The organism is Alloyangia pacifica, assembly GCF_003111685.1.
Lineage (GTDB): Bacteria > Pseudomonadota > Alphaproteobacteria > Rhodobacterales > Rhodobacteraceae > Salipiger > Salipiger pacificus_A.
The window spans coordinates 132637-159427 of record NZ_CP022192.1 but is presented as its reverse complement, the minus strand read 5'-3'; the positions used below and the strand labels follow the sequence as shown (position 1 = coordinate 159427).

At 68.2% G+C, this 26791-nt stretch carries 29 protein-coding genes and 1 pseudogene; 9 read left to right on the top strand and 21 right to left on the bottom strand.

What is annotated here, in order from left to right; translation table 11 throughout:
- Window positions 1–99: 99 nt before the first annotated feature.
- From CEW88_RS22270 to CEW88_RS22260, 3 genes are read left to right on the top strand one after another with little or no spacing between them, the layout of a single operon-like run.
- On the top strand, window positions 100–528 hold the full coding sequence (locus CEW88_RS22270) for a cupin domain-containing protein (protein WP_108970575.1): 429 nt from the start codon (window positions 100–102) through the stop codon (window positions 526–528).
- A 26-nt stretch (window positions 529–554) separates the two neighbouring features.
- Window positions 555–1397: a fumarylacetoacetate hydrolase family protein gene (locus CEW88_RS22265; protein WP_108970574.1), complete on the top strand. Its 843-nt coding sequence runs from the start codon at window positions 555–557 to the stop codon at window positions 1395–1397.
- Window positions 1394–2203 carry an SDR family NAD(P)-dependent oxidoreductase gene (locus tag CEW88_RS22260; RefSeq protein WP_108970573.1) on the top strand — a complete coding sequence of 270 codons (810 nt, stop codon included), beginning with the start codon at window positions 1394–1396 and terminating at the stop codon, window positions 2201–2203. The genes CEW88_RS22265 and CEW88_RS22260 overlap by 4 nt, the downstream gene beginning before the upstream one ends.
- A 91-nt stretch (window positions 2204–2294) precedes the next feature.
- Here the strand turns inward: CEW88_RS22260 and CEW88_RS22255 are convergent, their stop codons facing one another.
- From CEW88_RS22255 to CEW88_RS22230, 6 genes are all read right to left on the bottom strand, one after another.
- Window positions 2295–2759 carry a MarR family winged helix-turn-helix transcriptional regulator gene (locus CEW88_RS22255; RefSeq protein ID WP_108970572.1) on the bottom strand — a complete coding sequence of 155 codons (465 nt, stop codon included), beginning with the start codon at window positions 2757–2759 and terminating at the stop codon, window positions 2295–2297.
- A gap of 132 nt (window positions 2760–2891) precedes the next feature.
- Window positions 2892–3284 carry an acyl-CoA thioesterase gene (locus CEW88_RS22250; RefSeq protein WP_108970571.1) on the bottom strand — a complete coding sequence of 131 codons (393 nt, stop codon included), beginning with the start codon at window positions 3282–3284 and terminating at the stop codon, window positions 2892–2894.
- Window positions 3277–3690, bottom strand: a complete 414-nt coding sequence (locus CEW88_RS22245) for a RidA family protein (protein ID WP_108970570.1) — start codon at window positions 3688–3690, stop codon at window positions 3277–3279. The genes CEW88_RS22250 and CEW88_RS22245 overlap by 8 nt, the downstream gene beginning before the upstream one ends.
- Window positions 3691–3703: 13 nt before the next feature.
- Window positions 3704–4132, bottom strand: coding sequence for an acyl-CoA thioesterase (locus CEW88_RS22240; protein ID WP_254694581.1), 429 nt, complete (start codon window positions 4130–4132; stop codon window positions 3704–3706).
- Window positions 4129–4872 carry an SDR family NAD(P)-dependent oxidoreductase gene (locus CEW88_RS22235; RefSeq protein ID WP_108970569.1) on the bottom strand — a complete coding sequence of 248 codons (744 nt, stop codon included), beginning with the start codon at window positions 4870–4872 and terminating at the stop codon, window positions 4129–4131. Before CEW88_RS22235 ends, CEW88_RS22240 begins: the two co-directional genes overlap by 4 nt.
- The gene (locus CEW88_RS22230; protein ID WP_108970568.1) at window positions 4869–7154 is read right to left on the bottom strand and encodes a bifunctional salicylyl-CoA 5-hydroxylase/oxidoreductase; all 2286 of its coding nucleotides are present in this window, start codon (window positions 7152–7154) and stop codon (window positions 4869–4871) included. The genes CEW88_RS22235 and CEW88_RS22230 overlap by 4 nt, the downstream gene beginning before the upstream one ends.
- Window positions 7155–7432: 278 nt before the next feature.
- Between CEW88_RS22230 and CEW88_RS22225 the strand changes: the two genes are divergently transcribed.
- Entirely contained in the window at window positions 7433–7852 is a 420-nt protein-coding gene (locus CEW88_RS22225) for an acyl-CoA thioesterase (RefSeq protein WP_108970567.1), read from the top strand.
- An 82-nt stretch (window positions 7853–7934) separates the two neighbouring features.
- Here CEW88_RS22225 and CEW88_RS22220 read toward each other — a convergent pair whose 3' ends face one another.
- The 3 genes from CEW88_RS22220 to CEW88_RS22210 are packed head-to-tail and all read right to left on the bottom strand — an operon-like array spanning window position 7935 to window position 10471.
- Entirely contained in the window at window positions 7935–8426 is a 492-nt protein-coding gene (locus CEW88_RS22220; protein WP_108970566.1) for a flavin reductase family protein, read from the bottom strand.
- A 1-nt stretch (window position 8427) separates the two neighbouring features.
- Complete coding sequence (locus tag CEW88_RS22215; RefSeq protein WP_108970565.1) at window positions 8428–9657, bottom strand: styrene monooxygenase/indole monooxygenase family protein; 1230 nt, start codon at window positions 9655–9657, stop codon at window positions 8428–8430.
- 37 nt (window positions 9658–9694) lie between these two features.
- Window positions 9695–10471, bottom strand: a complete 777-nt coding sequence (locus tag CEW88_RS22210; RefSeq protein ID WP_108970564.1) for an SDR family oxidoreductase — start codon at window positions 10469–10471, stop codon at window positions 9695–9697.
- 150 nt (window positions 10472–10621) lie between these two features.
- On the opposite strand from CEW88_RS22210, the gene CEW88_RS22205 reads away from it, so the two are divergent.
- Window positions 10622–11635, top strand: coding sequence for an AraC family transcriptional regulator (locus CEW88_RS22205; RefSeq protein ID WP_159099703.1), 1014 nt, complete (start codon window positions 10622–10624; stop codon window positions 11633–11635).
- Between the two features lie 41 nt (window positions 11636–11676).
- Here CEW88_RS22205 and CEW88_RS22200 read toward each other — a convergent pair whose 3' ends face one another.
- The 8 genes from CEW88_RS22200 to hmgA all read right to left on the bottom strand — a co-directional run bounded on the left by CEW88_RS22200 (window position 11677) and on the right by hmgA (window position 20432).
- Window positions 11677–13548: a heavy metal translocating P-type ATPase gene (locus CEW88_RS22200; protein ID WP_108970562.1), complete on the bottom strand. Its 1872-nt coding sequence runs from the start codon at window positions 13546–13548 to the stop codon at window positions 11677–11679.
- 125 nt (window positions 13549–13673) lie between these two features.
- The gene (locus CEW88_RS22195) at window positions 13674–14150 is read right to left on the bottom strand and encodes a MarR family transcriptional regulator (protein WP_108970561.1); all 477 of its coding nucleotides are present in this window, start codon (window positions 14148–14150) and stop codon (window positions 13674–13676) included.
- 50 nt (window positions 14151–14200) lie between these two features.
- On the bottom strand, window positions 14201–14836 hold the full coding sequence (gene maiA, locus CEW88_RS22190) for a maleylacetoacetate isomerase (protein WP_108970560.1): 636 nt from the start codon (window positions 14834–14836) through the stop codon (window positions 14201–14203).
- The gene (locus tag CEW88_RS22185; protein ID WP_108970559.1) at window positions 14829–15023 is read right to left on the bottom strand and encodes a DUF2783 domain-containing protein; all 195 of its coding nucleotides are present in this window, start codon (window positions 15021–15023) and stop codon (window positions 14829–14831) included. The genes maiA and CEW88_RS22185 overlap by 8 nt, the downstream gene beginning before the upstream one ends.
- Window positions 15023–16636 (bottom strand): FAD-dependent oxidoreductase, encoded by a 1614-nt coding sequence (locus CEW88_RS22180; RefSeq protein WP_108970558.1) that lies wholly within the window; start codon window positions 16634–16636, stop codon window positions 15023–15025. The genes CEW88_RS22185 and CEW88_RS22180 overlap by 1 nt, the downstream gene beginning before the upstream one ends.
- A 99-nt stretch (window positions 16637–16735) precedes the next feature.
- Window positions 16736–17686, bottom strand: a complete 951-nt coding sequence (locus CEW88_RS22175) for an MBL fold metallo-hydrolase (protein WP_108970557.1) — start codon at window positions 17684–17686, stop codon at window positions 16736–16738.
- 11 nt (window positions 17687–17697) lie between these two features.
- On the bottom strand, window positions 17698–18939 hold the full coding sequence (gene fahA / locus CEW88_RS22170) for a fumarylacetoacetase (RefSeq protein ID WP_108970556.1): 1242 nt from the start codon (window positions 18937–18939) through the stop codon (window positions 17698–17700).
- A gap of 125 nt (window positions 18940–19064) precedes the next feature.
- Window positions 19065–20432, bottom strand: coding sequence for a homogentisate 1,2-dioxygenase (gene hmgA, locus CEW88_RS22165; protein WP_108970555.1), 1368 nt, complete (start codon window positions 20430–20432; stop codon window positions 19065–19067).
- Window positions 20433–20506: 74 nt separating this feature from the next.
- Between hmgA and CEW88_RS22160 the strand changes: the two genes are divergently transcribed.
- Window positions 20507–20965, top strand: coding sequence for a MarR family winged helix-turn-helix transcriptional regulator (locus CEW88_RS22160; protein ID WP_108970554.1), 459 nt, complete (start codon window positions 20507–20509; stop codon window positions 20963–20965).
- Between the two features lie 133 nt (window positions 20966–21098).
- Window positions 21099–21749 carry a 3'-5' exonuclease gene (locus tag CEW88_RS22155; protein WP_108970553.1) on the top strand — a complete coding sequence of 217 codons (651 nt, stop codon included), beginning with the start codon at window positions 21099–21101 and terminating at the stop codon, window positions 21747–21749.
- 62 nt (window positions 21750–21811) lie between these two features.
- On the opposite strand, the gene CEW88_RS22150 is transcribed toward CEW88_RS22155, so the two are convergent.
- The 4 genes from CEW88_RS22150 to CEW88_RS22135 are packed head-to-tail and all read right to left on the bottom strand — an operon-like array spanning window position 21812 to window position 25529.
- Window positions 21812–22759, bottom strand: a complete 948-nt coding sequence (locus CEW88_RS22150) for an ABC transporter substrate-binding protein (RefSeq protein ID WP_108970552.1) — start codon at window positions 22757–22759, stop codon at window positions 21812–21814.
- A 28-nt stretch (window positions 22760–22787) separates the two neighbouring features.
- Complete coding sequence (locus CEW88_RS22145) at window positions 22788–23579, bottom strand: ABC transporter ATP-binding protein (protein ID WP_108970551.1); 792 nt, start codon at window positions 23577–23579, stop codon at window positions 22788–22790.
- A gap of 4 nt (window positions 23580–23583) precedes the next feature.
- Entirely contained in the window at window positions 23584–24414 is an 831-nt protein-coding gene (locus tag CEW88_RS22140; protein ID WP_108970550.1) for an ABC transporter permease, read from the bottom strand.
- Complete coding sequence (locus tag CEW88_RS22135) at window positions 24405–25529, bottom strand: aryl-sulfate sulfotransferase (RefSeq protein ID WP_108970623.1); 1125 nt, start codon at window positions 25527–25529, stop codon at window positions 24405–24407. Before CEW88_RS22135 ends, CEW88_RS22140 begins: the two co-directional genes overlap by 10 nt.
- A 170-nt stretch (window positions 25530–25699) precedes the next feature.
- Between CEW88_RS22135 and CEW88_RS25330 the strand changes: the two are divergent.
- A pseudogene (locus tag CEW88_RS25330) lies at window positions 25700–25813 on the top strand (LacI family DNA-binding transcriptional regulator); the annotation flags it as partial.
- 117 nt (window positions 25814–25930) lie between these two features.
- A complete protein-coding gene (locus CEW88_RS22130; RefSeq protein WP_438839490.1) occupies window positions 25931–26725 on the top strand; it encodes a substrate-binding domain-containing protein in 795 nt (264 codons plus the stop codon).
- The last annotated feature ends 66 nt before the right edge of the window (window positions 26726–26791 follow it).

Sequence of the window (26791 nt, the reverse complement as noted above, 5' to 3'; positions counted from 1 at the left end):
TTGCCCGCGAGAAATAACTTGAAGCCTAAAATATTTGGCACTAGCGTTCTTCCCGACGCGGCCGCCGTGCCGCACGGTCTGTCCAGGGAGAGAAGTCACATGACCCAGCAACGAGTCGTTCCCGTCGTCACGCGGTCCGCAGAGCTCGACGAAGGCACCCAGCAATCGGGCGATTGCGTCCGCAAGTCCGGCGTCAGCCCGCAGCACACGCCGGCGACCAAGATCTGGTTCGGCCGCGTCACCAACGAGCCGGGCCACCGCTCGCCGCCGCACCACCATCAGGAATGCGAGACCGGCGGCTACGTGCTGAAGGGCCACGGCCGCATCTACTTCGGCGACGACTACAAGGAATACATCGACATGTTCGAGGGCGACTTCGTCTTCGTCCCGCCCTTCATGCCCCATGTCGAGGTCAACATGAGCACCACCGAAGAGCTGGTCTGGCTCACCTGCCGCACGCCGGACAACCTGGTGGAGAATCTCGAGGATGTGCCGGACGAGGCGCTCGAAGGCTACCGCCGCGCCTGATCGGTGTGGCCTGAAAGGACTATCGCATGAAACTTCTTCGCTACGGACCCGTCGGCGCCGAGCGCCCGGGTCTTCTCGACGCGGACGGCACCATACGTGACCTCGGCGGCATCGTCGCCGATATCGACGGCGCGGCGCTCTCGCCCGAGGGCCTCGCCCGCCTTGCCGCGCTCGACCTCTCCACGCTGCCGCGCGTCGAGGGCAGCCCGCGCATCGGCTCGGCCATCGCACGGCCCGGCAAGTTCCTCTGCGTCGGGCTCAACTACGCCGACCACGCCCGCGAGACCGGCAAGGAGCCGCCCGCCGAGCCCGTGCTTTTCGGCAAGGCGACCACCGCGCTCTGCGGCCCCTATGACGACGTTGAGATCCCCCGCGGCTCGGATCGCACCGACTGGGAAATCGAGCTCGGCATCGTGATCGGCAGCCGCGCCAAATACGTCTCCCAGGCCGATGCGCTCGACCATGTGGCCGGCTACGCGCTGGTCAACGACGTGTCCGAGCGCCGTTTCCAGTCCGAGCGCGGCGGCCAGTGGATCAAGGGCAAGAGCCATGACACCTTCGGCCCCGTGGGTCCGTGGATGGTGACCAAGGACGAGATCGCCGACGTGCAGGACATCGACCTCTGGCTCGACGTCGACGGCGAGCGCCGCCAGACCGGCAACACCAAGACCATGATCTTCGGCGTCGCGCATCTCGTGCATTACATCTCGCAGTTCATGACGCTCGAGCCGGGCGACATCATCGCCACCGGCACGCCGCCGGGCGTGGGTCTGGGAATGAAGCCGCCGACCTTCCTCAAGGCCGGGCAGGTGGTCACCCTCGGCGCAACCGGGCTTGGCGAGCAGCGCCAGCTGATGGTGCAGGCATGAGCATCGATTTCAACGGGCTGACGTCCGCGCTGACCGACCTCTCGGGCAAGACCGCGCTGGTCACCGGTGCCGCGCGCGGGCAGGGCGCGGTCGAGGCCGAGATGCTGGCCACCGCCGGCGCCTCGGTGCTGATCTGCGACGTGCTCGAGGCAGAGGGCGTCGCCCTCGCCGAGCGGCTGACGTCCGAAGGTCACGCGGTGCGCTTCAAGCGTCTAGACGTGACCTCCGAGGCGGACTGGACCGAAGCGCTAGCGCTGGTGCAGGACTGGACCGGCCGGCTCGACGTGCTGGTCAACAACGCCGGGATCATCAACCGCAAGATCATCGCCGACATGTCGGTCGAGGAATGGCGCAAGGTGCTCGACGTGAACGCCACCGGCGCCTTCATCGGGGTCAAGCTCGCGGCGCCGATGATGGCCAGCACGGGGGGCGGCTCGATCGTCAACATCTCGTCCAACAGCGGCTTCTCGGGGCATTACGATCCGGCCTATACCTCGTCGAAATGGGCACTGCGGGGGCTGACGCGCACGGCGGCGATGGAATTTGCCGAACAGGGCGTCCGCGTCAACGCGATCTGCCCGGGGCTCATCGTCACCGACCTCAACCGCGGCTCGCCGCACCTTGGCCCGATGATCGGCATGACCCCGATGCAGCGCGCGGGCGAGGCGACGGAGGTGGCGCAACTGGTGCTCTTCCTCGCATCGGACGCATCGGGCTTCATCACCGGCGAGGATTTCGTGATCGACGGCGGCTTCACCGCCGGGGCCGGCTACCGCCGCGTCGCGCGCGAGACCGGGCTGCTCTGAACCGCCGCCAGAGAATTGTCAGCTGACAATTGCAAAGGCCCCCGCACAGGATGCGGGGGCCTTTCGTATCTGCATCTCGCGGTCGGGCGGCTCAGTGCTTGTTGCGGATGTCGAGCATGATCGAGATGCCGCGCGCCGCGTCGGTCTCGGAGATCTCCGAGAACATCCCGTCGATCCAGCGCAGGTGCTCGGCGACCATCTCGTCCATCAGCGTGCGCCCGGCGGGGGTGATCAGCACGCGAAAGGCCCGGCGGTCGCTCTCCACGGTCTGGCGCTCTGCCAGCCCGTCGGCGACCAGCCGGTCGACCACGCCGGTCACATTGCCGTTCGAGACCACCAGCTGCTGCGACAGCTCGCTCATCTTCATGCCCTCGGGCGCCGCATGCAGCGCCGCCAGAACGTCGAAGCGTGGCAGCGTGGTGTCATAGCCCGACCGAAGGCGTTCGCGCAGCGTGCCCTCGACGTGGCGCACGGCCTTGAGCATCTGCAGCCAGAGGCGCAGGCGCTGGCGGGCGAGGTGCTCGTCGGTCACCTCGTGTTCGGTCGGTTGTTCCATCAGTCACTCTCGGCGGAAGATTGTGCCAAACCGTTTCAGGTCTCGACTTTAAAGGTTGCGTGTATGCCGCAGAGACGCAATCGAAAAGGCGAAAACTGCCGAAGTGCGCGCGCGTTGAGGCGCGACGATGCTTCAGACCGGAAGTTTGCGCGGCTTGCCAGCCTCGTCGATCGCCACCAGCAGGACATCGGCGCTGAGGATCCGGCGGCAGGCGCCGTCGGGCTCGGCCCAGGCGGAAATCGCAAGGTTGAATGAGCTGTTGCCACGCCGGCTGAGATCGGCGTGCAGAGCAAATTCCTCGCCGCCGTAAAGGGGCGCGTGGAACTGCACCTCCTTGAGCGCCGCGATCACCACGTCGCCGCCCGAGATCTTCCGGCCCGCGAGCCCGGCGCCATGGTCGAGCTGCGACAGGATCCATCCGCCGAACACCGGGCCGCGCGCCGTCGTCTCGGACTGCGGCGCGACGGTGAGAATGCGCGGCGCGCTGTCCGGGCGCACCGCGAGATCAGCCCCGACGTCAGCCATGGGGGATCACCGCCGTGGCCTCGATCTCGACCTTCGCCGCGTCTTCCATCAGGGCGCAGACCTGCACCACGGCCATGGCCGGGAAGTGGCGGCCGATCACCTCGCGGTAGGCCGCGCCGAAGCCGCGCAGGTTGTCGAGATATTCCTGCTTGTCGGTGATGTACCAGGTCAGCCGCACCAGGTGCTCGGGGCGCGCGCCCGCCTTGTCGAGCACGGCGACGATGTTCTCGAGCGTCTGGCGGAACTGGCCGACCATGTCGGCATGCTCCCATTCCTGCTGCGCGTTCCAGCCGACGAGCCCGCCGGTGAAAACCATCCGGCCCTCGGCCATGACGCCATTGGCATAGCCCTTGGCCGGCACCCAGCCGTCGGGTTGAAGGAACATGTGGGGTGTCAGTGCGGTCATGCGTCGGTCTTTCTCAATCGGGGGTCTTGGCAATCAGGTAGCGGGTCATGGCGTCGCGCATCTCGGCGGGCCATGCGGCGGAGGTGCCCTGCGCGACATCGGCGTGGATCACCGTCGCCTGGCAGGTGAAGCGGCGCTCGTCGCCGCTGGTGCAGGTGATGAGGAAGGTGGCCGAAGAGCCGCCAATCCGTTTCACCCCGAGCGACAGGTCGAGCCAGTCGCCGAGCCGCGAGGGCGCGTGGAAGCGGCAATCGATCTGACCCATCGGGGTCGCCATGCCGGTGCCGGAGATCATCCGGTCCCAGCCCCTGCCGACCGCATCCGCGAAGAAGCGTTCCTGCACGGCAGAGATCATCTCGAAATAGCGCGGGTAGAAAACGATCCCGGCAGGGTCGCAGTGGTTGAACTCCACCTGCCTGCGGATCGTGAAGGTCTGGCTCACGTCTCGCCTCCGGAGATCGAGATCGCCTGCCCGTTGACCATGTCCGAGCCCTCGCCGCAGAGCCAGAGGGCGGCGCGGGCCACATCCTCGGGCGGCACCAGCCTCTGCATCGGGTTGGTCGCCTCGAGCGAGGCGCGGGCCTCCTCGGCGGAGCGGCCGGTCTTTTCCACGATATTGGCGATCGAGCGCTCGGTCATCTCGGTGTCGAGGAACCCGGGGCAGAGCGCATTGGCGGTGATGCCCTTGCGGGCAAGCTCCAGCGCCACGGATTTCACCAGCCCGATCACGCCATGCTTGGCCGCGGCATAGGACGCGACATAGGGATACCCCTTGAGCCCGGCGGTCGAGGCGATGGCGATGAGCCGGCCCCAGGGCTTGTCCTTCATCGCCTTTGCCCCCTCGCGCAGGGTCAGGAAGGTGCCGGTGAGGTTGACCGAGACCATCCGCTCGAAAGCCGCCAGTTCGGTGCGGGTGAAAGGCGCACTCTCGGAGGCGCCGGCATTGGCGATGACGATGTCGGGCGCGGCCTCGGCGATGGCGGAAGAGATCGCCGCCTCGTCGGTGATGTCGCAGAGCACGGCGCGGATCCCCGGGTGCCGCGCGGCGACCGTCTCGAGCGGCTCCATGCGGCGCCCGCAGATCACCACCTCGGCCCCAGCCTCGGCGAAGGCCAGCGCGAGCACCGCGCCGACCCCGGAGCCGCCGCCGGTGACGAAGGCGGTTTTGCCCGCGAGACTCATGTGGCCATCGCCTTGGCGCGTTCGGCCAGCGTGTTGGCCTGCCGGCGGCCACCCTCGTAGGGCTTCGGCCAGGATTGCTCGGTGTCGCCAAGCTCGACCGCCGCGTGCAGCGTCCAATAGGGATCGGCCAGATGCGGGCGGGCGAGCAGCACGAGGTCCGCACGGCCGGCCATCAGGATCGAATTGACGTGGTCGGGCTCGTAGATATTGCCCGCGACCAGCGTCGGGGCGCCGATCTCGTTGCGCACGCGGTCGGCAAAGGGCACCTGGAACATGCGCCCGTAGACCGGCTGCTCGGCCTTGTCGGTCTGGCCCGACGAGACGTTGATCGCATCGGCGCCCGCCGCCTTGAACATGGCCGCGATCTGCACGGCCTCTTCCGGGGTCACCCCGTCTTCGCCCATCCAGTCATGCGCCGAGATACGCACCGTCATCGGCTTTGTCGCGGGCCATTCGGCGCGCATGGCGGCGAAGATCTCGAGCGGGTAGCGCATGCGGTTCTCGAGGCTGCCGCCGTAGCCGTCGTCGCGCCGGTTGGTGATCGGCGAGATGAAGGAGGCCAGCAGGTAGCCGTGGGCGCCGTGCATCTCGATCATGTCGAAGCCCGCTTGGTCGGCGGCGCGCACGCTCTCGATGAACTGCTCTTTCACCCTGTCCATGTCGGCGCGGTCCATCGCCTTGGGGACCACGTTGCCCTCCATCAGCGGGATCGCCGAGGCGGCGAGCAGCGGCCAGTTTTCGCCTTCGGCGAGCGGCTTGTCGATCCCGTCCCAGGCGAGACGGGTCGAGCCCTTGCGCCCGGCATGGCCGATCTGGGCACAGATCCTGGCGTCGGTCTCGGCGTGGACGAAGTCGGTGAGGCGCTTCCAGGCGGGCACCTGCTCGGGGCCGATGCAGGGGCAGCCCGGGGTGATCCGGCCGTCCATCGACACGCAGAGCATCTCGGTGAACACCAGCCCGGCGCCGCCCTTGGCGCGCTCGGCGTAATGCACGAAGTGCCAGTCGTTGGGCATGCCGCCGGTCGCCTTGTACTGCGCCATGGGCGAGACGACGATGCGGTTCTTCAGCTCCATGTCGCGCAGCTTGAAGGGGGCGAACATCGGGCGGCGGGTCGAGTTGCTGCCGGCCTGGCTGTGGAACCAGCTTTCGGCAGAGGCCAACCATTCAGGATCGCGCAGGCGCAGGTTCTCGTGGCTGATCCGCTGCGAGCGGGTGAGCAGCGCGTAGTTCAGCTGCATCATGTCGAGCCCGAGGTAGCGCTCGACCTCTTCGAACCACTCGGTCGAGTTGCGCGCGGCCGAGGTCACCCGCAGCACCTGCAGCTTGCGCTCGTCCTCGTAGGTCTGCAACGCCTCGGCGAGGGGCTTGTCGCGCGACAGTTCCTCGGCCAGCGAGATGGCGCTTTCCATGCCCAGCTTCGAGCCGGAGCCGATCGAGAAATGCGCCGTTGCCGAGGCATCGCCGAGCAGCACCACGTTGTCGAAGTACCAGTTCTCGCAGGTCACCCGCGGGAAGCGGATCCAGGCCGAGCCGCGAATGTGGTTCGCGTTGGTCATCAGCGCGTGGCCGCCGAGGTGCTTGGCAAAGATCTTCTCGCAGAGAGCGATGCTGTCCTGCTGGCTCAGCTTGTCGAAGCCGAAGGCCTCATAGGTCTCGGGGCCGCATTCGACGATGAAGGTCGCCGTGTCGTCGTCGAACTGGTAGGCATGCGCCCAGATCCAGCCGTGCTCGGTCTGCTCGAAGATGAAGGTGAAGGCGTCGTCGAATTTCTGATGCGTGCCGAGCCAGACGAAGTGGTTGCGGCGCATGTCGATCTCGGGACGGAACTTGTCCTCGAAGTGGCTGCGCGTCTTCGAGTTGAGACCGTCGGCGGCGACCAGAAGGTCGTTGCCCGCCTTCAGTTCCTCGATCTTCTCGGGGGTGATGTCGGTCTCGAATTCCAGCTTCACGCCGAGCTCGCGGGCGCGCTGCTGCAGGAGCAGCAGCATCTGCTTGCGGCCGATCCCGCAGAAGCCGTGGCCGCCCGAGGTCATCGCCTCGTCGCCGCGCACGACCTTTACGTCGTCCCAATAGGCGAACTTGTCGCGGATCATCTTTTCCGAGACCGGATCATTGTCTTCGAAGTTCGCCATGGTCTCGTCCGAGAGCACGACGCCCCAGCCGAAGGTGTCGTCGGCGCGGTTGCGCTCGTAGACGGTGATGTCATGCGCGGCATCGCGCAGCTTCATCGAGATGGCGAAGTAGAGACCGGCGGGGCCCCCGCCAAGGACGGCGATTTGCATGAGACACAGCTTCCCTGTTTGGTTTCCGGTAGATTACCTTCTCGCGAAATTACTTCAAGACTAAAATAACTAGGATCTGAAGCTTCCGGTCCGACCCCCGCGTGGGGATCTTCTCCTCGACCGCGAAAAATCCAATAAAACTTGATGCAATCGCACGCTCCTTGACCTCGCGCCCGGCCTGACTATTATTTAGACATAAAATATAAATACGCCGACTCGCTGGCCTGACAAGGGCGTCTTACACCGATCGGGTCGGGCAGGACACGGAGTGACCCCGAATGCCATTCAAAATTCAGAAACCCATGCGGTTCGGTGACTGCGATCTGACCGGGATCGCCTACCATCCGGCCTATCTGTCGATGCTCGTCGACGTGAACGAGGCCATGTTCGCGTCTTTCGGCGTGACCTGGAAGGAACTGATGTTCGACCGGCATCTTGGCCTGCCCAGCGTGAAGATGAACATCGAGTTCAAAAAGCCCGCGGTCTATGGCGATGTGCTGGAATTCAACGTCCACGTGCGCAAGATCGGCAAGTCGTCGCTGGACCTCTACACCGTGGTCACCGTCGAGGGCGAGGTGATCTGGACCATCGAGCAGCTGATCGTGATGACCTCGACCAAGGACCACAAGTCGCACCCCTGGCCCGACGATTGCCGCAAGGGGCTCGAGCAGTACCTGCATCCCGAGATGGCGGCCTGATCCGCAGCCGCCTGTCCGAAACGAAAAGCGCCCCGGCAGTGAGCTTCCGGGGCGCCTTGATTTTTGAGTGCCGGAATGGGCTTCAGGCCACGCAGGCCAGCCGGTGGAATTTCGAGCGGGCGAAGACCAGCGCCTCGCCGCCCGCGAGCAGCACATCCTCGATCCGCCCGATGAAGACGGTGTGGCTGCCCGCCTCGGTCGCAGTGGCCACCTCGCAGGAGATGGAGGCCAGCGCACCATCGAGCCGGGGCAGGCCGCGCGGGCAGCTTGACCAGGTGCCGATGGCGAACTTCTCGAGCCCGCTCTGCCCCTGCGCCCCGGCAAAGGCCATGGCCACGTCGGCCTGACCCTGGCCGAGCAGCTGCACGCTGAAGTGGCCGCTGCGGGCGATCTCCTGGCAGGTGCCGGTGCGGTTGTTGACGCAGACCAGGAGGCTCGGCGGGCTGTCGGTCACCGAGCAGACCGCGGTGGCGGTGATGCCGCGCCGGGTCTCCCCCGCGCCGGTGGTGATCAGCGTCACCGCCCCGGGAAAGAGCCCCATCGTCTCGCGGAAGGTCGAGATGTCGACGGCCATGTCAGGCGGCCTTCAGGCTGGTCAGATAGCTGCCGGCGGCGTCGGGATCGGCGAACCACGGGAAGAAGTCGCGCGGGTCGTTGAAGCCGTTGGCGATGCGGTGCGCCAGGTCGGGCAGCACCTGCGCCGAGCCCATCAGCTCGAGCACGAAGGGCGGCGGCGGCAGCAGCATCATGTTGGTCCATCGGACCACCCATTGCGCGTAGGTCCAGAAGGTCTCGAAGGTGGCGCGCATCCAGGCCTCGTCAAAGGCGGCATCGCCGCGGGCCACGATCGCGTCCAGATAGACCGCCGCGGCCTTGGCGGCGTTGTTCGCGCCCTGTCCGGTGATCGGGTCATTCAGGCAGACCGCATCGCCGAGCCCGAGGATCCGGGCGCCCGAGGGCAGGGTGCCGACGGGCTTGCGCACGGTCGGCGGGAAACGCCCGGCAAGGATGCCGTTGTCGTCGGTCAGCTCAATATTGGTGCAGCGCTCCGCTTCCCAGGGCAGGAAGCTGTGCAGGATCTCCCGGGACCGGGCGAGGTGCTCGGCGGGGGTGGAGACGTCCTTCCAGCAATCCATCGGGCCCTCTGGCACGCCTTCGAAGACCATGATCTCGCAGGGGCCGCTGAGGGTCAGCGCGGGGAAGACGAAATACTCGCCGACGCCGGGGATCAGGTTGAAGCTCACCGCCGAATGCTCGGGGCGCGGGGTCATGCCGTGCACATAGGTCAGCGCCAGCGCGCGCTGCGGCGCGGCAAAAGGCGAGCGCTCGGCGTCGCGCTCGAAGAGCTTGCCGATCTCGCCCTTGCCCGAGGCGACGATCACCAGATCCGCCGATTTTGCCTCGCGCTCGAGCAGGGCGATGTCGGCGGTGGCGATCTCCATCTTGCCGCCGAGCCGCTCGAATTCCTCGATCCAGCGCGGCATCTTTACCCGCTGGTCGATGGATTGCGCCTTGCGGTCGAGCCGGGCCGACCATTCGACGGCCTTGCCCGGACCCTCGGGGCTGGGGACGGTGAAGGAAATGCCCTCGACCGGCGGGCAGGCGTCTTCCCAGAAGTTGATCCCGAGGTCACGCTCGAGCTGCAGCGCCGCGTCGAACTGGCACTGCGAGGACATGACCCGCCCGGCGGCAAGCTCTGGCCCGGTGCGGTCCTGGATGATCTTGACCTCGTATCCCTTCTGCACGAGGCCGATGCCGAGTTGCAGGCCGGACTGACCGCCGCCCACGATGGAAATGCGTTTCATTTTTCTCTCCTGTTGGCTTTTGCTTTTGCGGACCGGGTCAGTCCATCAGGCGCGGGATGGCCGGCTCGGCGCGCTCGGGGCCCATGGCGGTGTAGCCACCGTCGACGCGGATGTCGGTGCCGGTGATGAAGCTCGCTTCGTCCGAGCAGAGGAACATCACCGTCGAGGCGACCTCCTCGGGGTCCCCGACCCGCGGGAAAAGGTGGAAATCCCCCCCCACGGCATCGGTCTTGGCCCGGTCGCCGCCGGTCAGGCTGTCCATGATGTTGGACCAGGTCCAGCCGGGCGAGACCGCGTTGACGCGGATGCCGTCGGGCGCGAGATCCATCGCCTGATTGCGGGTGAGCTGCAGGATCGCCGCCTTGGACACCGGGTAGAGCCAGCGACCGGTCTGCGCCACGCGGGCCGAGATCGAGCCGAAATTGACGATGGATCCCTTGGTCTTGCGCAGCTCCTCGCGGGCCGCCTGCATCAGCATGACCGAGCCGACAAGGTTCACATCCAAAGCTTCAAGCCATTCCGCGCGCGTGCTTTCCGCGCCGTTGTCGACATAGGTCGCGGCGACGTTCACCAGAAAATCGATGCGGCCGAAGCGGTCCTTGGCGGTTTGCACGACGCGGGCGATATCCGCGTCCGAGCGCAGGTCGGCCTGCACGAAAACCACGCCGTCACAGGCCAGCTTCTCGCCGTTCTCGGCGTCGATATCCGCGATGATCACCTTGACGCCGTGCGACTTGAACGCCTCGACAACGGCGACGCCGATCTTCGTGGCACCGCCGGGCACGATCGCGACTTTGTCTCTCAATCCACGCATTGCGCGCTCCCTGTGTGTCATTTTTCTCAAATGAAAGCTTGCAGGGGGGCCGCGGATGCGCGCTATCCTGATTGCGCAGCCGGGATCCGGATTGCGCAAATTATGTTTTAGAGCTGAAGGAAGACCCCCGACGCGAGCATGGAGCATCTCATGGGCCAGCTTCAGACCGGTCCCGAGGGACCGCAGGGATTGCCGCTTGGCAACCATCGTCTCTTTGCGACGGCGGATCTGGACGAGGCGCGGGCCCGGGTGGCGCAGGTCTATTGCGATCATCGCCTCGAGGTGATGGGACGGGGGCCGCTGGCGGCGCGGCACAACCGGCTCGACGGGCAGGACCTGTCGATCAACGTGCTGACCTATGGCGCGAAGACCCAGATCGCGCCGGGCCCGCTCGAGCAGTTCTACCTCTTCCAGTTTCCCCTGCACGGCCATGCCTCGGTGAACACCGGCGCGCGCGGCTACGAGATCGGTGGCGGCAGCGGCGGGGTGCTCAACCCCGACGATGAGGTCAGCATGATCTGGAGCGAGCACTGCGTGCAGCTCATGCTGCAGATCGACCGGCGCGCGCTGGAGCAGGCGGCGCGGGCAGAGTTCGGGCTGCCGCACCGCGCGGCGCTGCGCTTTGACGGCCCGAAGGCGCTGACGGACGGAGAGGGGCGGTCCTTTCTCGGCCTGCTGCAGTTCGTGATCTCCGAGACGCAGCGCGGCGCCGCCCTGCTGGGGCGGGGCTCGGCGCTGGGGCGGCAGCTCGAGCGCACGCTGTTGGTGGGCCTCTTGCAGTCACAGGTCCGGCCGACCGAGGCCGACGCGCCCAGCCCTCGTCCGGGCCATGCGCCGCGCATGGTGCGCCGCGCCGAGGAGTTCATGCGCGAGAACCTTGGCGCGGCGCTGATGATCGAGGACATCGCCAGCGCGGCCGGGACAAGCGTGCGCTCGCTGCAGGCGGCGTTTCGCGCCCGCCACGGCTGTGGCCCGATGACCGTGCTGCGCGACATGCGGCTGGAGCGCGCATGGGAAGAACTGTCGAACCCCGGCGCCGACACGCGGGTCACCGATGTGGCGACCGGGCTTGGCTTCTTCCACCTCGGCCGGTTCTCGGAACACTACCGCAGGAAATTCGGCTGTTCTCCGGTCGAAACGCTGCGCAGCGCGCTGCGGGCCTGAGCCGGGCACTGTCGCCGAGGCTCAGCATCCCGGTGCCCCGGCTAGGTGATCTCCGGCAGCGGCCCGGGCGGCGTGATGCGCACGGCGCGGAGCGCGTTCAGGATCACCGCCACGTCGATCACCTCCTGCAGAACGGCGCCCTCGACCGGTTCAAGATATCCCAGCGCCGCGGCGATCATCCCGATCACCGACAGGCCGATCCCGGCCACGACGCTCTGCAGCGCGATCCGCCGGGCGTCGCGGGCGATCGCGATCCCGGCGACCAGCGGGTCGATCCTGTCCACCAGCAGCACCACGTCGGCCGCCTCCGCCGAGGCGGCAGCGCCCCGCGCGCCCATGGCCACGCCGATGTCCGCGGCGGCAAGGGCGGGCGCGTCATTGACGCCGTCGCCAACCATCATCACCGGCCCACCCTCGCGTTCGCTGTGCACCAGCGCGACCTTCGCGTCAGGGGTGAGATCGCCGTGAATCGCGTCGAACCCGAGTCCGTCGGTCACCCGGGCGGCCACCTCGGGGCGGTCTCCCGTGGCGAGCACGAGCCGGGCGATGCCCTCGCGGCGCAGGCCCTGCAGCGCCAGGCTCGCGCCGTCGCGCAGCGGGTCGGCCATCACCAGATGGCCCGCCGGGCGCCCGTCCAGCGCCACGGCGACGACCACCGCGCCCGCCCCCGGCGGCGCGGGGCGCAGGTCGGGCGCGTCGAGCGCGGCCTGGACGTAGCTGAAGCCCCCGACCCGGAGGCTGTGCCCCTCGACCATGCCCGCGACGCCTTCGCCGGGCGACTCGTGCACCTCTGACGGGGTGGCGAGCGTCAGCCCACGGAACTTCGCGGCCGCGACGATCGCCTGCGCTATGGGGTGCCGGGAGACCTGGTCGAGCGAGGCGGCAAGGCGCAGCAGCGCATCCTCGGACAGGCCGTCCCTGCGCTCGATCCGGGTGATCTGCGGCCGACCGTCGGTGAGCGTGCCGGTCTTGTCGAGCACCAGCGTATGGGTGCGGGCCATGGCCTCGAGCGGCTTCGCGCCCTTCACCAGCACGCCGAAGTGCGCCGCGCGCGACAGGCCCGCGACCAGCGCCACCGGCACCGCGAGGATGAGCGGGCAGGGGGTGGCGATCACCAGAACCGCCACGGCACGGACCGGATCCGAACTGGCCCACCAGGCGGCAAGCGCGATCGCCACGGCCACCAGCAGGAACCCCAGCGACCAGCGGTCGGCGAGCCGCGCCATCGGCGCCTTGGAGCGCTGTGCCGCCTCGACGAGGCGGACGATCCCCGCATAGGTGCTCTCCTCCGCCCGCCGCGTGGCGATCATGTCAAAGGGCTCGCCCGCGTTGGTCGCGCCGCTCATCGCCTCGGCCCCCGCCGCCAGGTGCTGCGGCAGCGACTCGCCGGTCAGCGCCGAGCTGTCGAGAAAGGCACCCGCCGAGAGGATCGTGCCATCGACGGGCACCACGTCGCCCTGCGGGATGAGCAGCCGGTCGCCGGGGGTGATCTCGTCGAGCGGCACGCGATCGATCTGCCCGTCGCGATGGCGCATCGCGAACCGCGGCACGCGCGAGAGCAGCGCATGCATTTCGCGCCGCGCCCGCCCCTCGGCGACGGCCTCGAGCAGCGTGCCGCCCGAATACATCACCGCGACGATGCAGGCTGCGAGGGTCTCGCCGAACAGCAGCGCTGCGCTCATCGACAGGGCGGCCAGCACGTCGAGCCCCACGTCGCCGCGCCGGATGCTGCCGACGATCTCGAAGAGCAGCGCGACGAGGGCGGGCAGGGTGCCGGCCATGAGGGCGGCGCGCGCCGTGGCCGGCAGGCCGGAGAACTGCAGGGCGAGCCCCGCCAGGAGCCCCGCCAGCGCCAGCCCGAGGGTTGCCGTCTTTACCCGGTCGATGCGAAAGGTTTCGGACTGGCCCTGCATGGTGTCCCCGTGGCTGGATGGCGTCTTGAGCTGCGGACATTCGGCACCCGGGGCATGCGCTCCGCGATGCCGAATGGGACACCATTTGCGGCGAGGAGGCAATGTGGTCGCTGGTGCGGGCGGGGCTAGTCCGAGGCCGGCCCGTCGCAGTCCGAGATGAAGGCGTCGAGCAAGGCGATCAGGGACTGGTAGCGGTCCCTGCCGAACCGCTCGGCGAAGGCGTCGGTGATCGCGCGCGAGGCCGGGGCGAAGCGCGTCACCAAGGCGCGACCCGCCGCGGTCACCGTGACCACCTGCCGGCGGCGGTTCCGAGGGTCCTGCACCCGTTCCACCAGCGCCCGCGCGGCCATGGACTGCAGGATCCGCGAGACCGAGGCCGGTTGCAGGCAGGCCGCCTCGGCCAGCCCCTGCACCGAACAGGGGCCGGTTTCGAGGAGCACGCGCAGGATGCGCCACTGCGGCTCGCTCACCCCGGCCTCGGCCAGCATCGGGCGCAGCTCGCGCAGCAGCGCCTCGCGCGCCCGGATGAGCGCGATGGGCAGCGACTGGGTGGTCGGGACGAGTGCCTGTTGCTCTTGCGCGGCGTTGGTCATCGGGCTCATCGGGGTCCTGCCTTGGAGCTGCGGGCGCCACTGCCCGGGCACGGTTCGGATCAGACGGCGGCGGGGAGCCGCGCCTCGGGCGCGGCGCGGCGGAAGGCGTCAAGCTCCGCGCAGGCTCGCGCGACGCGGCTGATCCGCGTCAGATCGCTGGTCTCCACCCCCCAGCGCGCGGCGTTGTAGAGCTGCGGGATCAGGCACAGGTCGGCCTGGGTCAGCGCGGCGCCGATGCAATAGGGGCCGGTCTCGTCGAGCAGGGCCTCGACCGCCTCGAGCCCGGGGCGGATGAAGTGGCGCATCCAGTCGGCGCGGGTGTCGTCCTGTCCGGTCAGCGCGGCGGCATGGGCCGCGACGCGCAGGTTGCAGACCGGGTGCACATCGCAGGCAATGGCCAGCGCGATGGCGCGCATCCGCGCCGCCTGCGCCGGCGCCTCCGGGCGCAGCGACAGCCGGCCGGTCTCCTCGAGGTAGTCGAGGATGGCGAGGCTCTGGGTCAGGCGCAACCCGTCAATCTCGAGCACCGGCACGAGCCCCTGCGGGTTGCGCGCCAGATGCGCGGCGCCGCGCTGATCGCCAGCCATCAGGTCCACCGGGCGGCATTCCCAGTCGATCCCCGAGAGGTTCAGCGCGATGCGCACCCGCCAGCTGGCGGACGAGCGCCAGTAGTCGTAGAGCACCGCGTCAGCCATAGGAGCGCGCCGTCTCGAGGATCGTCTTCAGCGCGTCCACGTCCCCGAGGCGGTTGGCCAGCAGCAGCACGATCCGCACGTTGAGCGCGTGGCTCTGCGCCTCGGTCAGCCCCTCGTGCGCCGCCATGAGCGCCTCGTAGGCCTCGTCCCCGCGGGCGCCGAGCCCCATCTCGTAGATCTCGCGCATCACGCCATCTCCCTTTCGCAGCTGCGGCCCATGGCGCGGGCCAGCGCCTCTCTCAATGCCGGCTCTGGCACCTCGCCGTGGAACACCGCCGCCGCATGGCCATCGGGCCGCACGAGATAGGCGACCCCGGTGCCATAGCGCTGCAGCGCATAGCCCGCGCGGTCGTCATGGCTGGGGTAGGGGTGATCCGACTGGCCGATGCCGAGACGCCGCACACCCACGTCGGGCAGCGCGATCTCACCAAAGCCGACCAGCGTGAAGGCCCCCTGCAGCAGGGGCAGCAGCCAACCGTTGCCCACCGGCGCGTCGACCATCGGCTGACCGGGACGCACGAGGCCCTCGCCCGGTGTCTGCAGCGCAAAGCCCTCGAGCGAGCAGGGCAGCGAGAGCCGCCCCGAGTTGATCAGCCGCCGCGCGAAGGGCTGGTCGTGGGCCATGCGCAGCGTCTCGCGGCGGAAGAGGGCCTCGATGGGGGTCTTCGGCGTCATGAAGTTGGTCGAGCGGGCGGAGTTGAGGATGTTTTCCGCCGAGCCGTGGCTGCGCTCCTCGTGGTAGCTCTCGATCAGCGTCTGATCCGCCTCGCCCTTCAGCACCGCCGCCAGCTTCCAGCCGAGGTTGTCCACATCCTGAATGCCGCCATTGCCGCCGCGCGCGCCGAAGGGGCTGACCACATGGGCGCTGTCGCCGACAAAGACGACGCGGCCATGCACGAAGCGCTCGAGCTTGATGCAGCGGAACTTGTAGACCGACAGCCAGTCGAGCCGGAACGGGCGGTCGCCCACGATCGCCCTGATGCGCGGGATGACCTTTTCCTCCCTGGCCTCAAGCTTGGCATCGGCGCCAAGGTCGAGCTGCAGGTCGATCCGGTAGATATTGTCGGGCTGCGCGTGCAGCAGCGCCGATTTGCCCGGGTGGAAGGTCGGGTCGAACCAGAACCAGCGCTCGGCGATGCCGGGATCGCCGAAGGGGCTCTGGTCCATCTCGATGTCGGCGATGAGGAACTGCTCCTCGAAGGTCTGGCCGGTGAAGTCTAGCCCCATGCGCTCGCGCGTTGCCGATTTCACCCCGTCGCAGGCCAGCAGCCAGTCCGCCGCCAGCTCGTAGGGCCCCTCGGGGGTCTCGACGGTCAGCGTCACGCCTTCGGCGCTGGCAGCATGGTCCACCACCTTCGACAGGAAGCGCACGTCGATCAGCTCGGGAAATTCGCGGGCCCGCTCGAGCAGGTACTGCTCGACGTAATATTGCTGGAGGTTGATGAAGGCCGGGTACTTGTGGCCCTCCTCGGGCAGCAGGTCGAAGCTGTAGACCTCCTCGTCGCCGTGGAACAGCCGCCCGACCTTCCAGGTCACGCCCTTTTCGAGCATGCGCTCGCCGACGCCGAGCCGGTCGAAGATCTCGAGCGTGCGCTTGGCCCAGCAGATCGCCCGGCTGCCGACCGAGACGACGTTGTTGTCGTCGAGCACCACCGAGCGGATGCCCTGCAGCGCCAGGTCGATCGCCATGGCCAGCCCGATGGGGCCGGCGCCGACGATGGCCACCGGCGCGCCGGTAGCGGCGCCGTCAAGCTCGGGCGGACGCACGAAGGGCTGCGGGGCGTAGCTGTATGCGGGCATTCTCTCTCCTCCCTTGGTCGCGCGGCCGGGCTCCTCCACCGGGCCGCGCGGGGGTGTTCTCGTATCGTGTCCGGCGCAGCACCCCGCGCCGAAGGGCGCTTAGCCCTGCAGGTCGGCCCACATCTGCTGGTCGCGCTCGGCGGTCCAGACGCGCGGCGTGTCGATGCCGCGGGCCTCGTCGTAGGCGCGGGCCACGTTGAACGGCAGGCAATGCTCGTAGATCGCGTAATCGGCGAACTTCGGGTCGCACTCGGCGCGCACCGCGTCCCAGGCTTCCTTGAGCGAGCCGCCTCGGGCCACGACGCGGGCCACCGGCTTGTAGGTCGAGCGCACGAAATCGGCGGTGTTCTCCAGCGCCTGCGCCACCTGCGCCTCACCCACCAGCGCATCCCCCCGGCCCGGCGCGATGGCATTGGGCTCGTAGAAGGCGATATTGGCAAGCGTCTCGGGCCAATCGGCGAAATGGCCGTCGCCGCAGTAGCAGGCCGAGTGGAACTCGACGATGTCGCCGGTGAACATCACCTCCTGGTCGGGCACCCAGATCACCGCGTCGCCGGCGGTATGGGCGCGGCCGAGGTGCATGATGTCGACCCGGCGCTTGCCAAGGTAGACGGTCATCCGGTCGCTGAAGGTGGTCGTGGGGCGGGTCAGCCCGGGGATTTCCTCGTGCCCTTGGAAGAGCCGCGGGAAGCGGCCGAACTCGCTGTCCCAGTCCTCCTGCCCGCGCTCCTCCACCATGGCGGCGGCGGTGTCGGACATGATGATCTCGCGCGCGCCATAGGCCGAGGCGCCGAGCACCCGCACCGCATGATAATGCGTCAGCACCAGATGGCTGATCGGCTTGTCGGTGACCGAGCGCACGCAGTCCATCACCTTGCGCGCCAGCCGCGGGGTGGCCTGCGCCTCGACGATCATCACGCTCTCGTCGCCGATGATGACGCCGGTGTTGGGATCGCCTTCGGCGGTGAAGGCATAGAGCCCCTCGCCCACCTCGGTGAAGCTGATCTTCTTTTCTTCCATGTCGCCTTGCGACGCGAATGCCTTGGCCATGAGAGCCTCCTTTATTCCTTTGTCCAGTCGGGCTGCGGCACGGCGGGCAGGACCTTGCCCGAACACGCGCCGAAGCCGATGCGGTAGCCGTCGCCCTGCGCGGCCCCCCGAAGGGTCAGCGTGTCGCCATCCTCGAGGAAACTGCGGGTCGCGCCGCCGGGCAGCTCGAGCGGCTCCTTGCCGCCCCAGCTGATCTCCAGCAGCGAGCCGCGGCTGTCCGGGGTGGTGCCCGAGATCGTTCCCGAGCCCAGCATGTCGCCGGTGCGCATGGCGCATCCGCTGCTGGTGTGATGGCAAAGCTGCTGCGCGGCAGAGTAGTACATCTGCGAATAATTGGTGCGCGAGATCACCGTCTCCGCGCCGCCCTCGGGGGCCAGCGCCACCTCGAGGTCGATGTCGTAGAGCATCGGTCCCGGCTCGCGCAGGTAGGGCAGCAGCTCGCGCTCGCGCTCCGGCGTCGCGGTGCGGAAGGGCGCCAGCGCCGCGGCGGTGACGATCCAGGGGCTGATCGTGGTCGCCGTCGCCTTCGACTGGAACGGGCCCAGCGGCTGGTACTCCCAGGCCTGGATGTCGCGCGCCGACCAGTCGTTGAGCAGCACGTAGCCGAAGATCATCGCGTCGGCCTCGGCGACCGAGACCATGCCCTGCGAGGGCATGCCGACGATGGCGCCCATCTCCAGCTCGAGATCGAAGCGGCGGCAGGGCTCGAAGACCGGCAGCTCGGCGTCGGGCAGTTTCAACTGGCCCCAGGGCCGGCGCACCTCGGTGCCCGAAACCACCACCGAGGAGGCGCGGCCATTGTAGCCGATGGGGATCGACAGCCAGTTCGGCGGCAGCGCGTTCTCGGGACCCCGGAACATCGAGCCGACGTTGAAGGCGTGGTTCTTGGCGGCATAGAAATCGGTGTATTCGCTGACCACGAAGGGCATCAGCAGCGACGCGCTCTCAAGCGGCACGAGGTGCGGCGCCACCGCGGCGCGATGCGCCTCATCGCCCAGGAGCTCGGTCAGCCGCGCGCGCAGCGCCGCCCAGACCTCGAGGCCCGCCGCCATCACCGCGTTCCACTCGGGCGCGGCAAAAAGCGCCGGATCCTGCCCATGGTCCACCGCGCCCACGTCCAGCACGAAGTCCCCGATCGCCACGCCCATGCGCGCGCCGCGGCCATCGTCGAAGACCCCGTAGGGCAGGTTGTTCAGCGGGAAATCGCACTCGGGCTCATTGGCCCCGCCGACCCAGCTCTGCATCAAGTTCATTGCAGTCCTTCCAGAGGCATCCCGCCCCTTCTTCTCTTTCCAATACGCCGGGCCAAGGACGCCGGGGGTGAGTTTCCCGCGGGCCAAGAAGGGCCGGCGGCGCCATCCCCCTTTCCCGCGGCGGCTCAGTCCCAGTTGCCCTCGGGCGTGCCGTCGAAGCGTTTCTTCAGGCTGTCCCAACAGTCGATGTAATCGTCCTGCAGCGGCGCCTCCTTGGCGGCGAAGCGCGTCAGGTGCTGCGGGAAGCGGGTCTCGAACATGAAGCTCATCGTGTTGTCGAGCTTGCCCGGCTTCAGCTCGCCGAAGCTGGCCTTCTCGAAGGCCTCGTTGTCCGGCCCGTGCGGCAGCATCATGTTGTGCAGGCTCATCCCCCCCGGCACGAAGCCCTGCGGCTTGGCGTCATATTCGCCGTAGATGTTGCCCATCAGCTCGGACATGACGTTCTTGTGGTACCACGGCGGACGGAAGGTGTTCTCGGCCACCATCCAGCGCTCGCGGAACAGCACGAAGTCGATGTTGGCGGTGCCCTCGACGCCCGAAGGCGCGGTCAGCACGGTGAAGATCGACGGGTCGGGGTGATCGAAGAGGATCGCGCCGACCGGGCAATAGGTGCGCAGGTCGTATTTCACCGGCGCGTAATTGCCGTGCCAGGCCACCACGTCGAGCGGCGAGTGCCCGATCCAGGTCTCGTGGAACTGGCCCTGCCACTTGATCACCACGCGGCTTTTCGCGTCGCGGTCCTCGAAGGCGGCGACCGGCGTCTTGAAGTCGCGGCGGTTGGCCATGCAGTTGGCGCCGATCGGACCGCGGCCCGGCAGGTCGAACTTCTGGCCGTAGTTCTCGCAGACGAAGCCGCGCGCCGGCCCGTCGATCAGCTCCACGCGGTAGACCAGCCCGCGCGGCAGGATGGCGATCTCCTTGGGCTCGAGATCGATCACCCCGAGCTCGGTGCAAAAGCGCAGCCGGCCCTCCTGCGGCACCACCAAAAGTTCGCTGTCGGCGGAATAGAAATACTCGTCCTGCATCGAGGCGGTAACGAGGTAGATGTGGCTGGCCATGCCGACCTGCGTGTAGACGTCACCCGCCGTGGTCATCGTGCGCATGCCGGTGAGCCAGGTCAGGCTTTCCTGCGCATGCGGCACCGGATCCCAGCGGTACTGGCCAAGGCTGATCACATCCGGATCGACGTTGGGCGCCGACTGCCAATAAGGCACGTCGATCTTCGAGAAGCGGCCGGTGTGCTTCACCGCCGGGCGGATGCGGTAGCACCAGGTGCGCTCGTTCTGATGGCTCGGGGCGGTGAAGGCGGTGCCGGAGAGCTGCTCGCCATAGAGACCGTAAGCGCAGCGCTGCGGCGAGTTCCTCCCGTCGGGCAGCGCGCCGGGCAGGGCCTCGGTTTCGAAGTCATTGCCAAAGCCCGGCATGTACCCCTCGTGCAGCGCGCTGATGCCGGCCGCGCGTGTCAGCCCCGAGATCTTGCTCAGGTCATTCATCTGCGAAGTCCTCCCTCGACGTATCGATGACATGTTGTTAGTTACTTTTGTAACTAACAAGGGAGATTCTCGGAATGGTCAAACCTCGGGAAGAAGAGCGCGATCACTCTGATATCTTTGAACTTTCCGCTTTCACGCCCTATCTGCTCAACCAGGCAGCCGAAGCGCAGAGCGACGTGTTTTCAAGAAATTACCGCGATCTCTACGGGATGCTGCGGACCGAGTGGCGCGTGCTCTTCCACCTTGGCCGCCATGGCGACATGACCGCCAAGGAGATCTCGGAACGTGCCTCGATCCACAAGACGAAGGTCTCGCGCGCGGTGCGCGCGCTGGAGGAAAAGCGCTTCCTCGCGCGGGTCACCAGCCCCGAGGACCGGCGCAGCGAACGCCTGTCGCTGCGCCCGCCGGGGCAGGAGGCGTTTCGCCGCCTCTCCGCCGCGGCACAGGACTATGAGGCCGCGCTCGAGCGCCGTCTCGGCAAGCGCGACGCGCGCAAGCTGCGGGATCTTCTGAAGCGGCTCGGCCATCCCTGAGCGCAGGGACGGGGCCCGGGTGGTGGATCGCCGAAAGCGACGCGGGGGCCCTTTCCCCCGCGGGCGAGGTTGCCCTCGACCGCCTTCCCGAGGCAAACCGGTCCCGAGGCTGGACAGGGATTTGGGGCAGAGCATGGGAAATGAACTCTTACGCGGCGCGTCACCGGGACAGGGACGGGGACCGGCAGGGGCCGGGCTCGCGGCAATCCTTCACAAGTCCTTCCGCTTCGTGGCGGTCGACGTCGAGACGGCGAACTCGGACGCGGGCAGCATCTGCCAGATCGGTCTTGCCTGCGTCAGCGACAGCGACGTCGAGAAGGTCGTTACCCTGCTGATCGACCCGAAGTGCAGGTTCGACGGCATGAATGTGCGGATCCATGGGATCACCGCCGCGCATGTGTCGGGCGAGCCCACGTTCGCGGCGCTCCTCGACGCGCTCGGGGATTTCCTCGAGCGACACCTGCTGGTCCAGCACAGCAGCTTCGACGCGCGCGCGATCCGCAGCGCCACCGAGGCCTGCGGCCGTCCCCCGCAGCCGCTGAAATGGCACGACAGCGTGAAGGTGGCGCGCCTCGCCTGGCCCGAGTTCAAGGGCAACGGCGGTCATGGTCTTGCCCATCTGAAGACGGCCCTGGGACTGGATTTCCGCCACCATGACGCGGGCGAGGATGCCCGCGCCGCGGCAGAGATCGTGCTCATGGCCGAAGCCCGCCTGCAAAAACCCTTTCCCGAGATCCTGGCGCCGCGGCCCGGCGGACGGCTGCGCAGACAGGTGGCGGTGTAGCGCGGGACAGAGCCGCGATCGCAGGACCGGGGCCCTTTGCAGGAAGGCCCCGGGCGTTGACCCTACTTCTGCGCGGCCTCCAGGGCGGCAGGGGCGAAATAGGCGGCCAGCGCCGCGTCGGAGAGCGGCTCTGCCTTGATCACGCCCTGCCCAAGGATCCAGTCGGCCTCGGAGCGGATCAGCTCGGCCAGCCCCTCGTCCAGCGTCAGGCCGATCTCCACGTCCTGCCACATGGTGGCCAGCGCCTCGGTCGAGATCGCGCCCTGCATCGAGGCCGACACCGCCGCCATCGCTGCCTCCGGGTCGGCGGCGACATCGGCATCCGCCTTGGCCAGCGCGCCCATGAAGGCCGCGAGCGTGTCAGACTTCTCGCCGGTCATCTCGGGCGTGGCGGCGAGGATGTAATGCACCTCGTAGCCCGGCGCGCGCAGCTCGAGGTAGTCCTCGCCCAGCGTGTCCTTTGCTGCGCCGTAGAAGGTCGGGAAGGGAACGATGGCATCAACGTCGCCGCGCACCACGGCGGGCACCAGATCCGGCGGCGCGGCCGAGACGATCTCGGCCTCGACGCCCGCGCCTTCGAGCGCCTTGTCGAGGAAATAGTGCACGTTGGTGCCGATGGTGGTCCCGATGCGGCGGCCGGCAAGGTCGGCGGGGCTGTCAAGTGGACCGGCCCCGGCATTGCCGATCACCCGCGAGCCGGTGAAGCGGGCAAGATCGCCGACGATGGCGAACTCCTGCCCCATCAGCGCGCCGGTGGCGGCGGGGAACTCGGCCATGAAGACCACGTCCACCTGCCCGCCGAGCAGCGCCTCGAAGCCCGCCCGGCCGGAGTTGAAGGGCACCAGTTCGACCTCGAGCCCGGCGTCGGTGAAATAGCCCTTCTCGAGCGCCATGTCGACCTGAGGGGTCTGCGGGTTGGGGCTCCAGCCGAAGACGAGGCTCTCGGCCACGGCAAGGCCCGGGGTCAGCGCCAGCGCGGTTCCGAGGGCCAGTCTGGTCAATGCGGTCATTGTCTCTCTCCTGTTGGTTTCGGTAGGGTCAGTGCAGCTCGGCCTGCGCCTTCTGCGGGCGCAGCAGGCCGAGGATCTCTTCGCGGATGTCCAGCAGTTCCGAGCCCGACCGGTTGAAGGCGCGGGGCCGGGGCTGGCTCAGCGGGTAGTGGCGGATCAGCCGGCCCGGCGCGTGGCTCATCACCCGCACGTCGTCGGCCAGAAGCAGCGCCTCGTCCACGTCGTGGGTGACAAAGAGCACCGTGGCACGGTGGCGCTCCCAGACCTTGAGCAGCAGCTCGTGCATGCCGATCCTTGTCTGCGCGTCGAGCGCGCCGAAGGGCTCGTCCATCAGCAGCACCTTGGGCTCGCAGGCCAGCGTGCGCGCGATGGCCACGCGCTGCTTCATGCCGCCCGAAAGTTCCTGCGGGACCTTCCCGGCATGCTGCGCGAGCCCGACCTCGGCCAGCGCCGCGCGGGCGCGGTCGATCTCCTCGGCCTTGGGCAGGCCGAAGCGGCGCAGCGCGAAGCGAACGTTGCCAAGCGCGGTGAACCACGGGAAGAGCGCGTATTGCTGAAAGATCACGCCGACCTTGTCCGATGGGCCGCGGACGGCGGCACCGTCGATGGTGATCGCGCCCGACGAGGGCTCGACGAAGCCGCCGATGGCGTTCATCAGCGTGGACTTGCCGCAGCCCGAAGGCCCGATCAATGCGGTGAAGGTTCCCGGGTGCAGCCGCAGCGTCGTGCTCTCGAGCGCGGTGACCGGCCCCTGCTTGCCCTTGAAGGTGATGGCGACGTCATTGATCCGCACGTCACCGTGGAGTGGTATGGTGACCATGATCCTACCCCTGCTGCCAGTGGACGATCCGGCGGCCGATGAGGTGCACGATCAGATCAACCGTGGCCCCCAGCGCACCGAGGATGATGAGAAGCGAGAACATCCGGTCGGTGCGGATATACTGCCGCGCCTCCTGCAGCCGGTAGCCAAGCCCCGAGGAGGCGCCCGACAGCTCGGCGGCGACGAGGCTCAGGAAGGCCAGCGCCACCCCGAGCCGCAGCCCGGCGAAGATGTAGGGGGCGGCGGCGGGGATCACCACGGTGAGGAACTCGCGCCGGCGCGAGGCGCCAAGACTGCGCGAGGCCCGCAGGTAGATGTCCGGCACGTATTCCATGCCGTGGTGGGTGTTGAACCAGACCGCGAGGAAGACCGTGTAGGAGATGACGAAATACTTCGAGCCCTCGCCGATGCCGAACCAGACGATGGCAACGGGCACCAGCGCGATCGCCGGGATCGGGCGCAGCAGCGACAGGAACGGCCCCAGCAGCGTGCGGACCAGCGCCACGCGCCCGGTCAGCAGCCCCAGCACCACGCCAAGCGAGGCGCCGATGGCAAAGCCGATGGCGGCGCGGCTGCAAGAAACCGCCAGATCCTTGGGCAGCGCGCCGGTCTGCCACATCTCCACCGTCGCAGACCAGACCGACCAGGGCGCCGGGAAGATCGCCTCCGGCACCAGCTTCAGCGCGCCCACGGCCGCCCAGATCGCCAGCACGAAGAGGAAGGAGAGCATGGGCTTTCCCATCTCGGCGCTCGCGGCAAGCGTACGGGCGGCGATCCGCGCGGGGCTCCGGCGCGGTCTCGGGCGGGCGGGCTGCCTCAGCTCAGTCACAGCCATGACACCTGCTCCTGCTTGTAGCGGTGCGCCCGGAAGCAGGAGTTGTGCGCGCCGAGGATGAACTTGGACAGCGGCTCGGGGTATTCGGCAAAATCGGGGATCACATATTCCCAGACCGTCTCGCCCTCGGGCGTCACCTCGAAGAGCCGACCGAAGGCACTCTCGCAAATGAAGGTGTTGCCGTTCCACAGCCGCTGGCAGCCGCCCATGTAGGGCGAGAAGAACGAAGGCGGCATCGGGTCGGTGTAGCTCCAGACGGTCTTTCCGGTCGTCGGGTCGAACTCCAGCGCGCGCGAGAAGGGCGAGGTCGAGCCCTGCCGCAGGTTGCCGTTGTCGAAACACAGCACGCTGCCGCCCTCCATCTCGACCGGGGTGTGCTGCTGCGCCACCACATCGGGGCCGACGTGCCAGACCACCTTGCCGGTGAGCCGGTCCACGGCGATGACGCCCGAGGTGGTGCGCAGGCTCATCAACACAAGTCCGCCGCTGGTCACCGAAAGCCCGTTGATCATCGGCCAGTGCCGCCGGTCGAAAATGGCATGGATCGGGAAATCCGCCGGATCGAGGTGATCCCAAATGCGCCATTCCCAGACCGTCTCGCCCTTGCGGTTCACCTCGCGCACGATGTCGGACTGGATCACCCCGTCGGCGCCGTCCTTGCGGGGATCGCCGCCCTGCACCCGCGCGGCCTTTTCGGCGGGCAGGGGGGCGGCGACGGTGTAGAGCAGGTTGCCGTTCGCCAGCCACTGCGCGTCGTGGTGATGGAAGATGTCCTCGTGGCGCCAGACGATCTCGCCCGAAGGGGTCGCCTCGTAGAAATCGCCGCCGTGCCAGAGATCCCAGGCCGGGTAGAGCGCCGCCGAGCTGGCATGGCTGCCGTTGTAGCCGAGGTTGCCGTTCGGCAAGATCACCGCGTCGCGCCCGGCGCGCACCGGCATCTGCCAGCGGTGCGCAAGGCCGCCGTCGATATCCACCAGGTCGACGCGGCCCTCGGCCGTCTGTCCGGCAAAGAGCGTGTAGCCCCCGGCACTTCGGACGGGGTCATGGGCGGTCAACCCGGTGCGGCGGCGGCGCAGCGTTACCTGCTCGACCGGCTTGGTTTCGGGGCGGGTCATCACATGGGCAGTCATCGGATCCTCCGTTCCATTAAATCGTTTTAACAACTCTTCTCACTTGCTGGCTCACCGTTAAAACGTTTTAATCATCACAAGGGCGAAAAAGCCGATGCAGCAGGACTGCGCGCCGAAATTTTGTGCAGCCGGGGCGCCAAGGGGGTGAGACGAGGATGAGCGGACAGGTCAAAGCAGGGCAAAAGCGCGCCACGGTCGTGGATGTGGCGCGACTCGCCGGGGTCTCGCCTGGGACCGTCTCCAACGCGCTCAGCGGCAAGCGGCGCGTGGATGACGAGACCCGGGCGCGCATCGACCAGGCCGTGCGCGAGCTGGGCTATGTGCCGAACATGGCGGCGCGGGGAATGCGGACCGGCCGCGCGAACACCATCGCGCTCTTCTCCTCCATGGCGACGGCGGTGGCGGCGGGTCCCTCGAAGCTCGGCTTCCTGATGGAAATCGCCGGCTCGGCGGCATTGGCGGCGCTGTCGCGCAACGTCGCGCTGGTGCTGGTGCCGCCGATTCGCGACCCCGAGACCGCGCTGCGCAACGTGCCCTTTGACGGGGCGCTGCTTGTCGAGCCGACGCGCGACGACCCGTTCCTTGCGCTGCTGGCCGCGCGCGAGGTTCCGACGGTGGCCATCGGCGAGGCGCATGGGGCGGTTTCGGCCCATGTCGATCTGAACTACGCGCAGACGGCGGACCTGCTGATCGATCACTTGCTCGAGGTCGGGGCGCGCAACGTCCCCTTGCTGATCGGCACCGGCGCCCGGCGCTACTACGAGGTGTTCGAAGCCCGCTACCGTCAGCGCGCGGCGCAGATCGGCATGACGCCGACGGTGCTGCGCATCGACGAGGCGGAGGGAGAGGCCGGTGCCGCCCGCAGCGTCACCCGCCACCTCGCGGCACATCCGGAAACCGACGGCCTGCTGGTGCCGGTGGACGCCCAGGCCACAGGGGCCATGGACGCGCTGCGCCTGGCCGGTCTCAGCATTCCGGGGGATGTGCGCGTGGCGACGCGCTACGACGGGCTGCGCGCGCGCGCGGAGACGCCGGCGCTGACCGCCATCGACCTGCAGCTCGACTCCGTCGCCACAACCGCCACGGATGCGCTGCTGAACCTCATCGAAGGCCATCCGGCAGCCACCCATCTGGCCAGCCCGCCGCCGACACTGATCGTGCGCGGATCGACGGTGCCGTGAGACCCCCCAGGCTCAGGTCACGCCTTGCGCCGCGAACAAATCCGGATGACGCGCCGCATCCGGTCA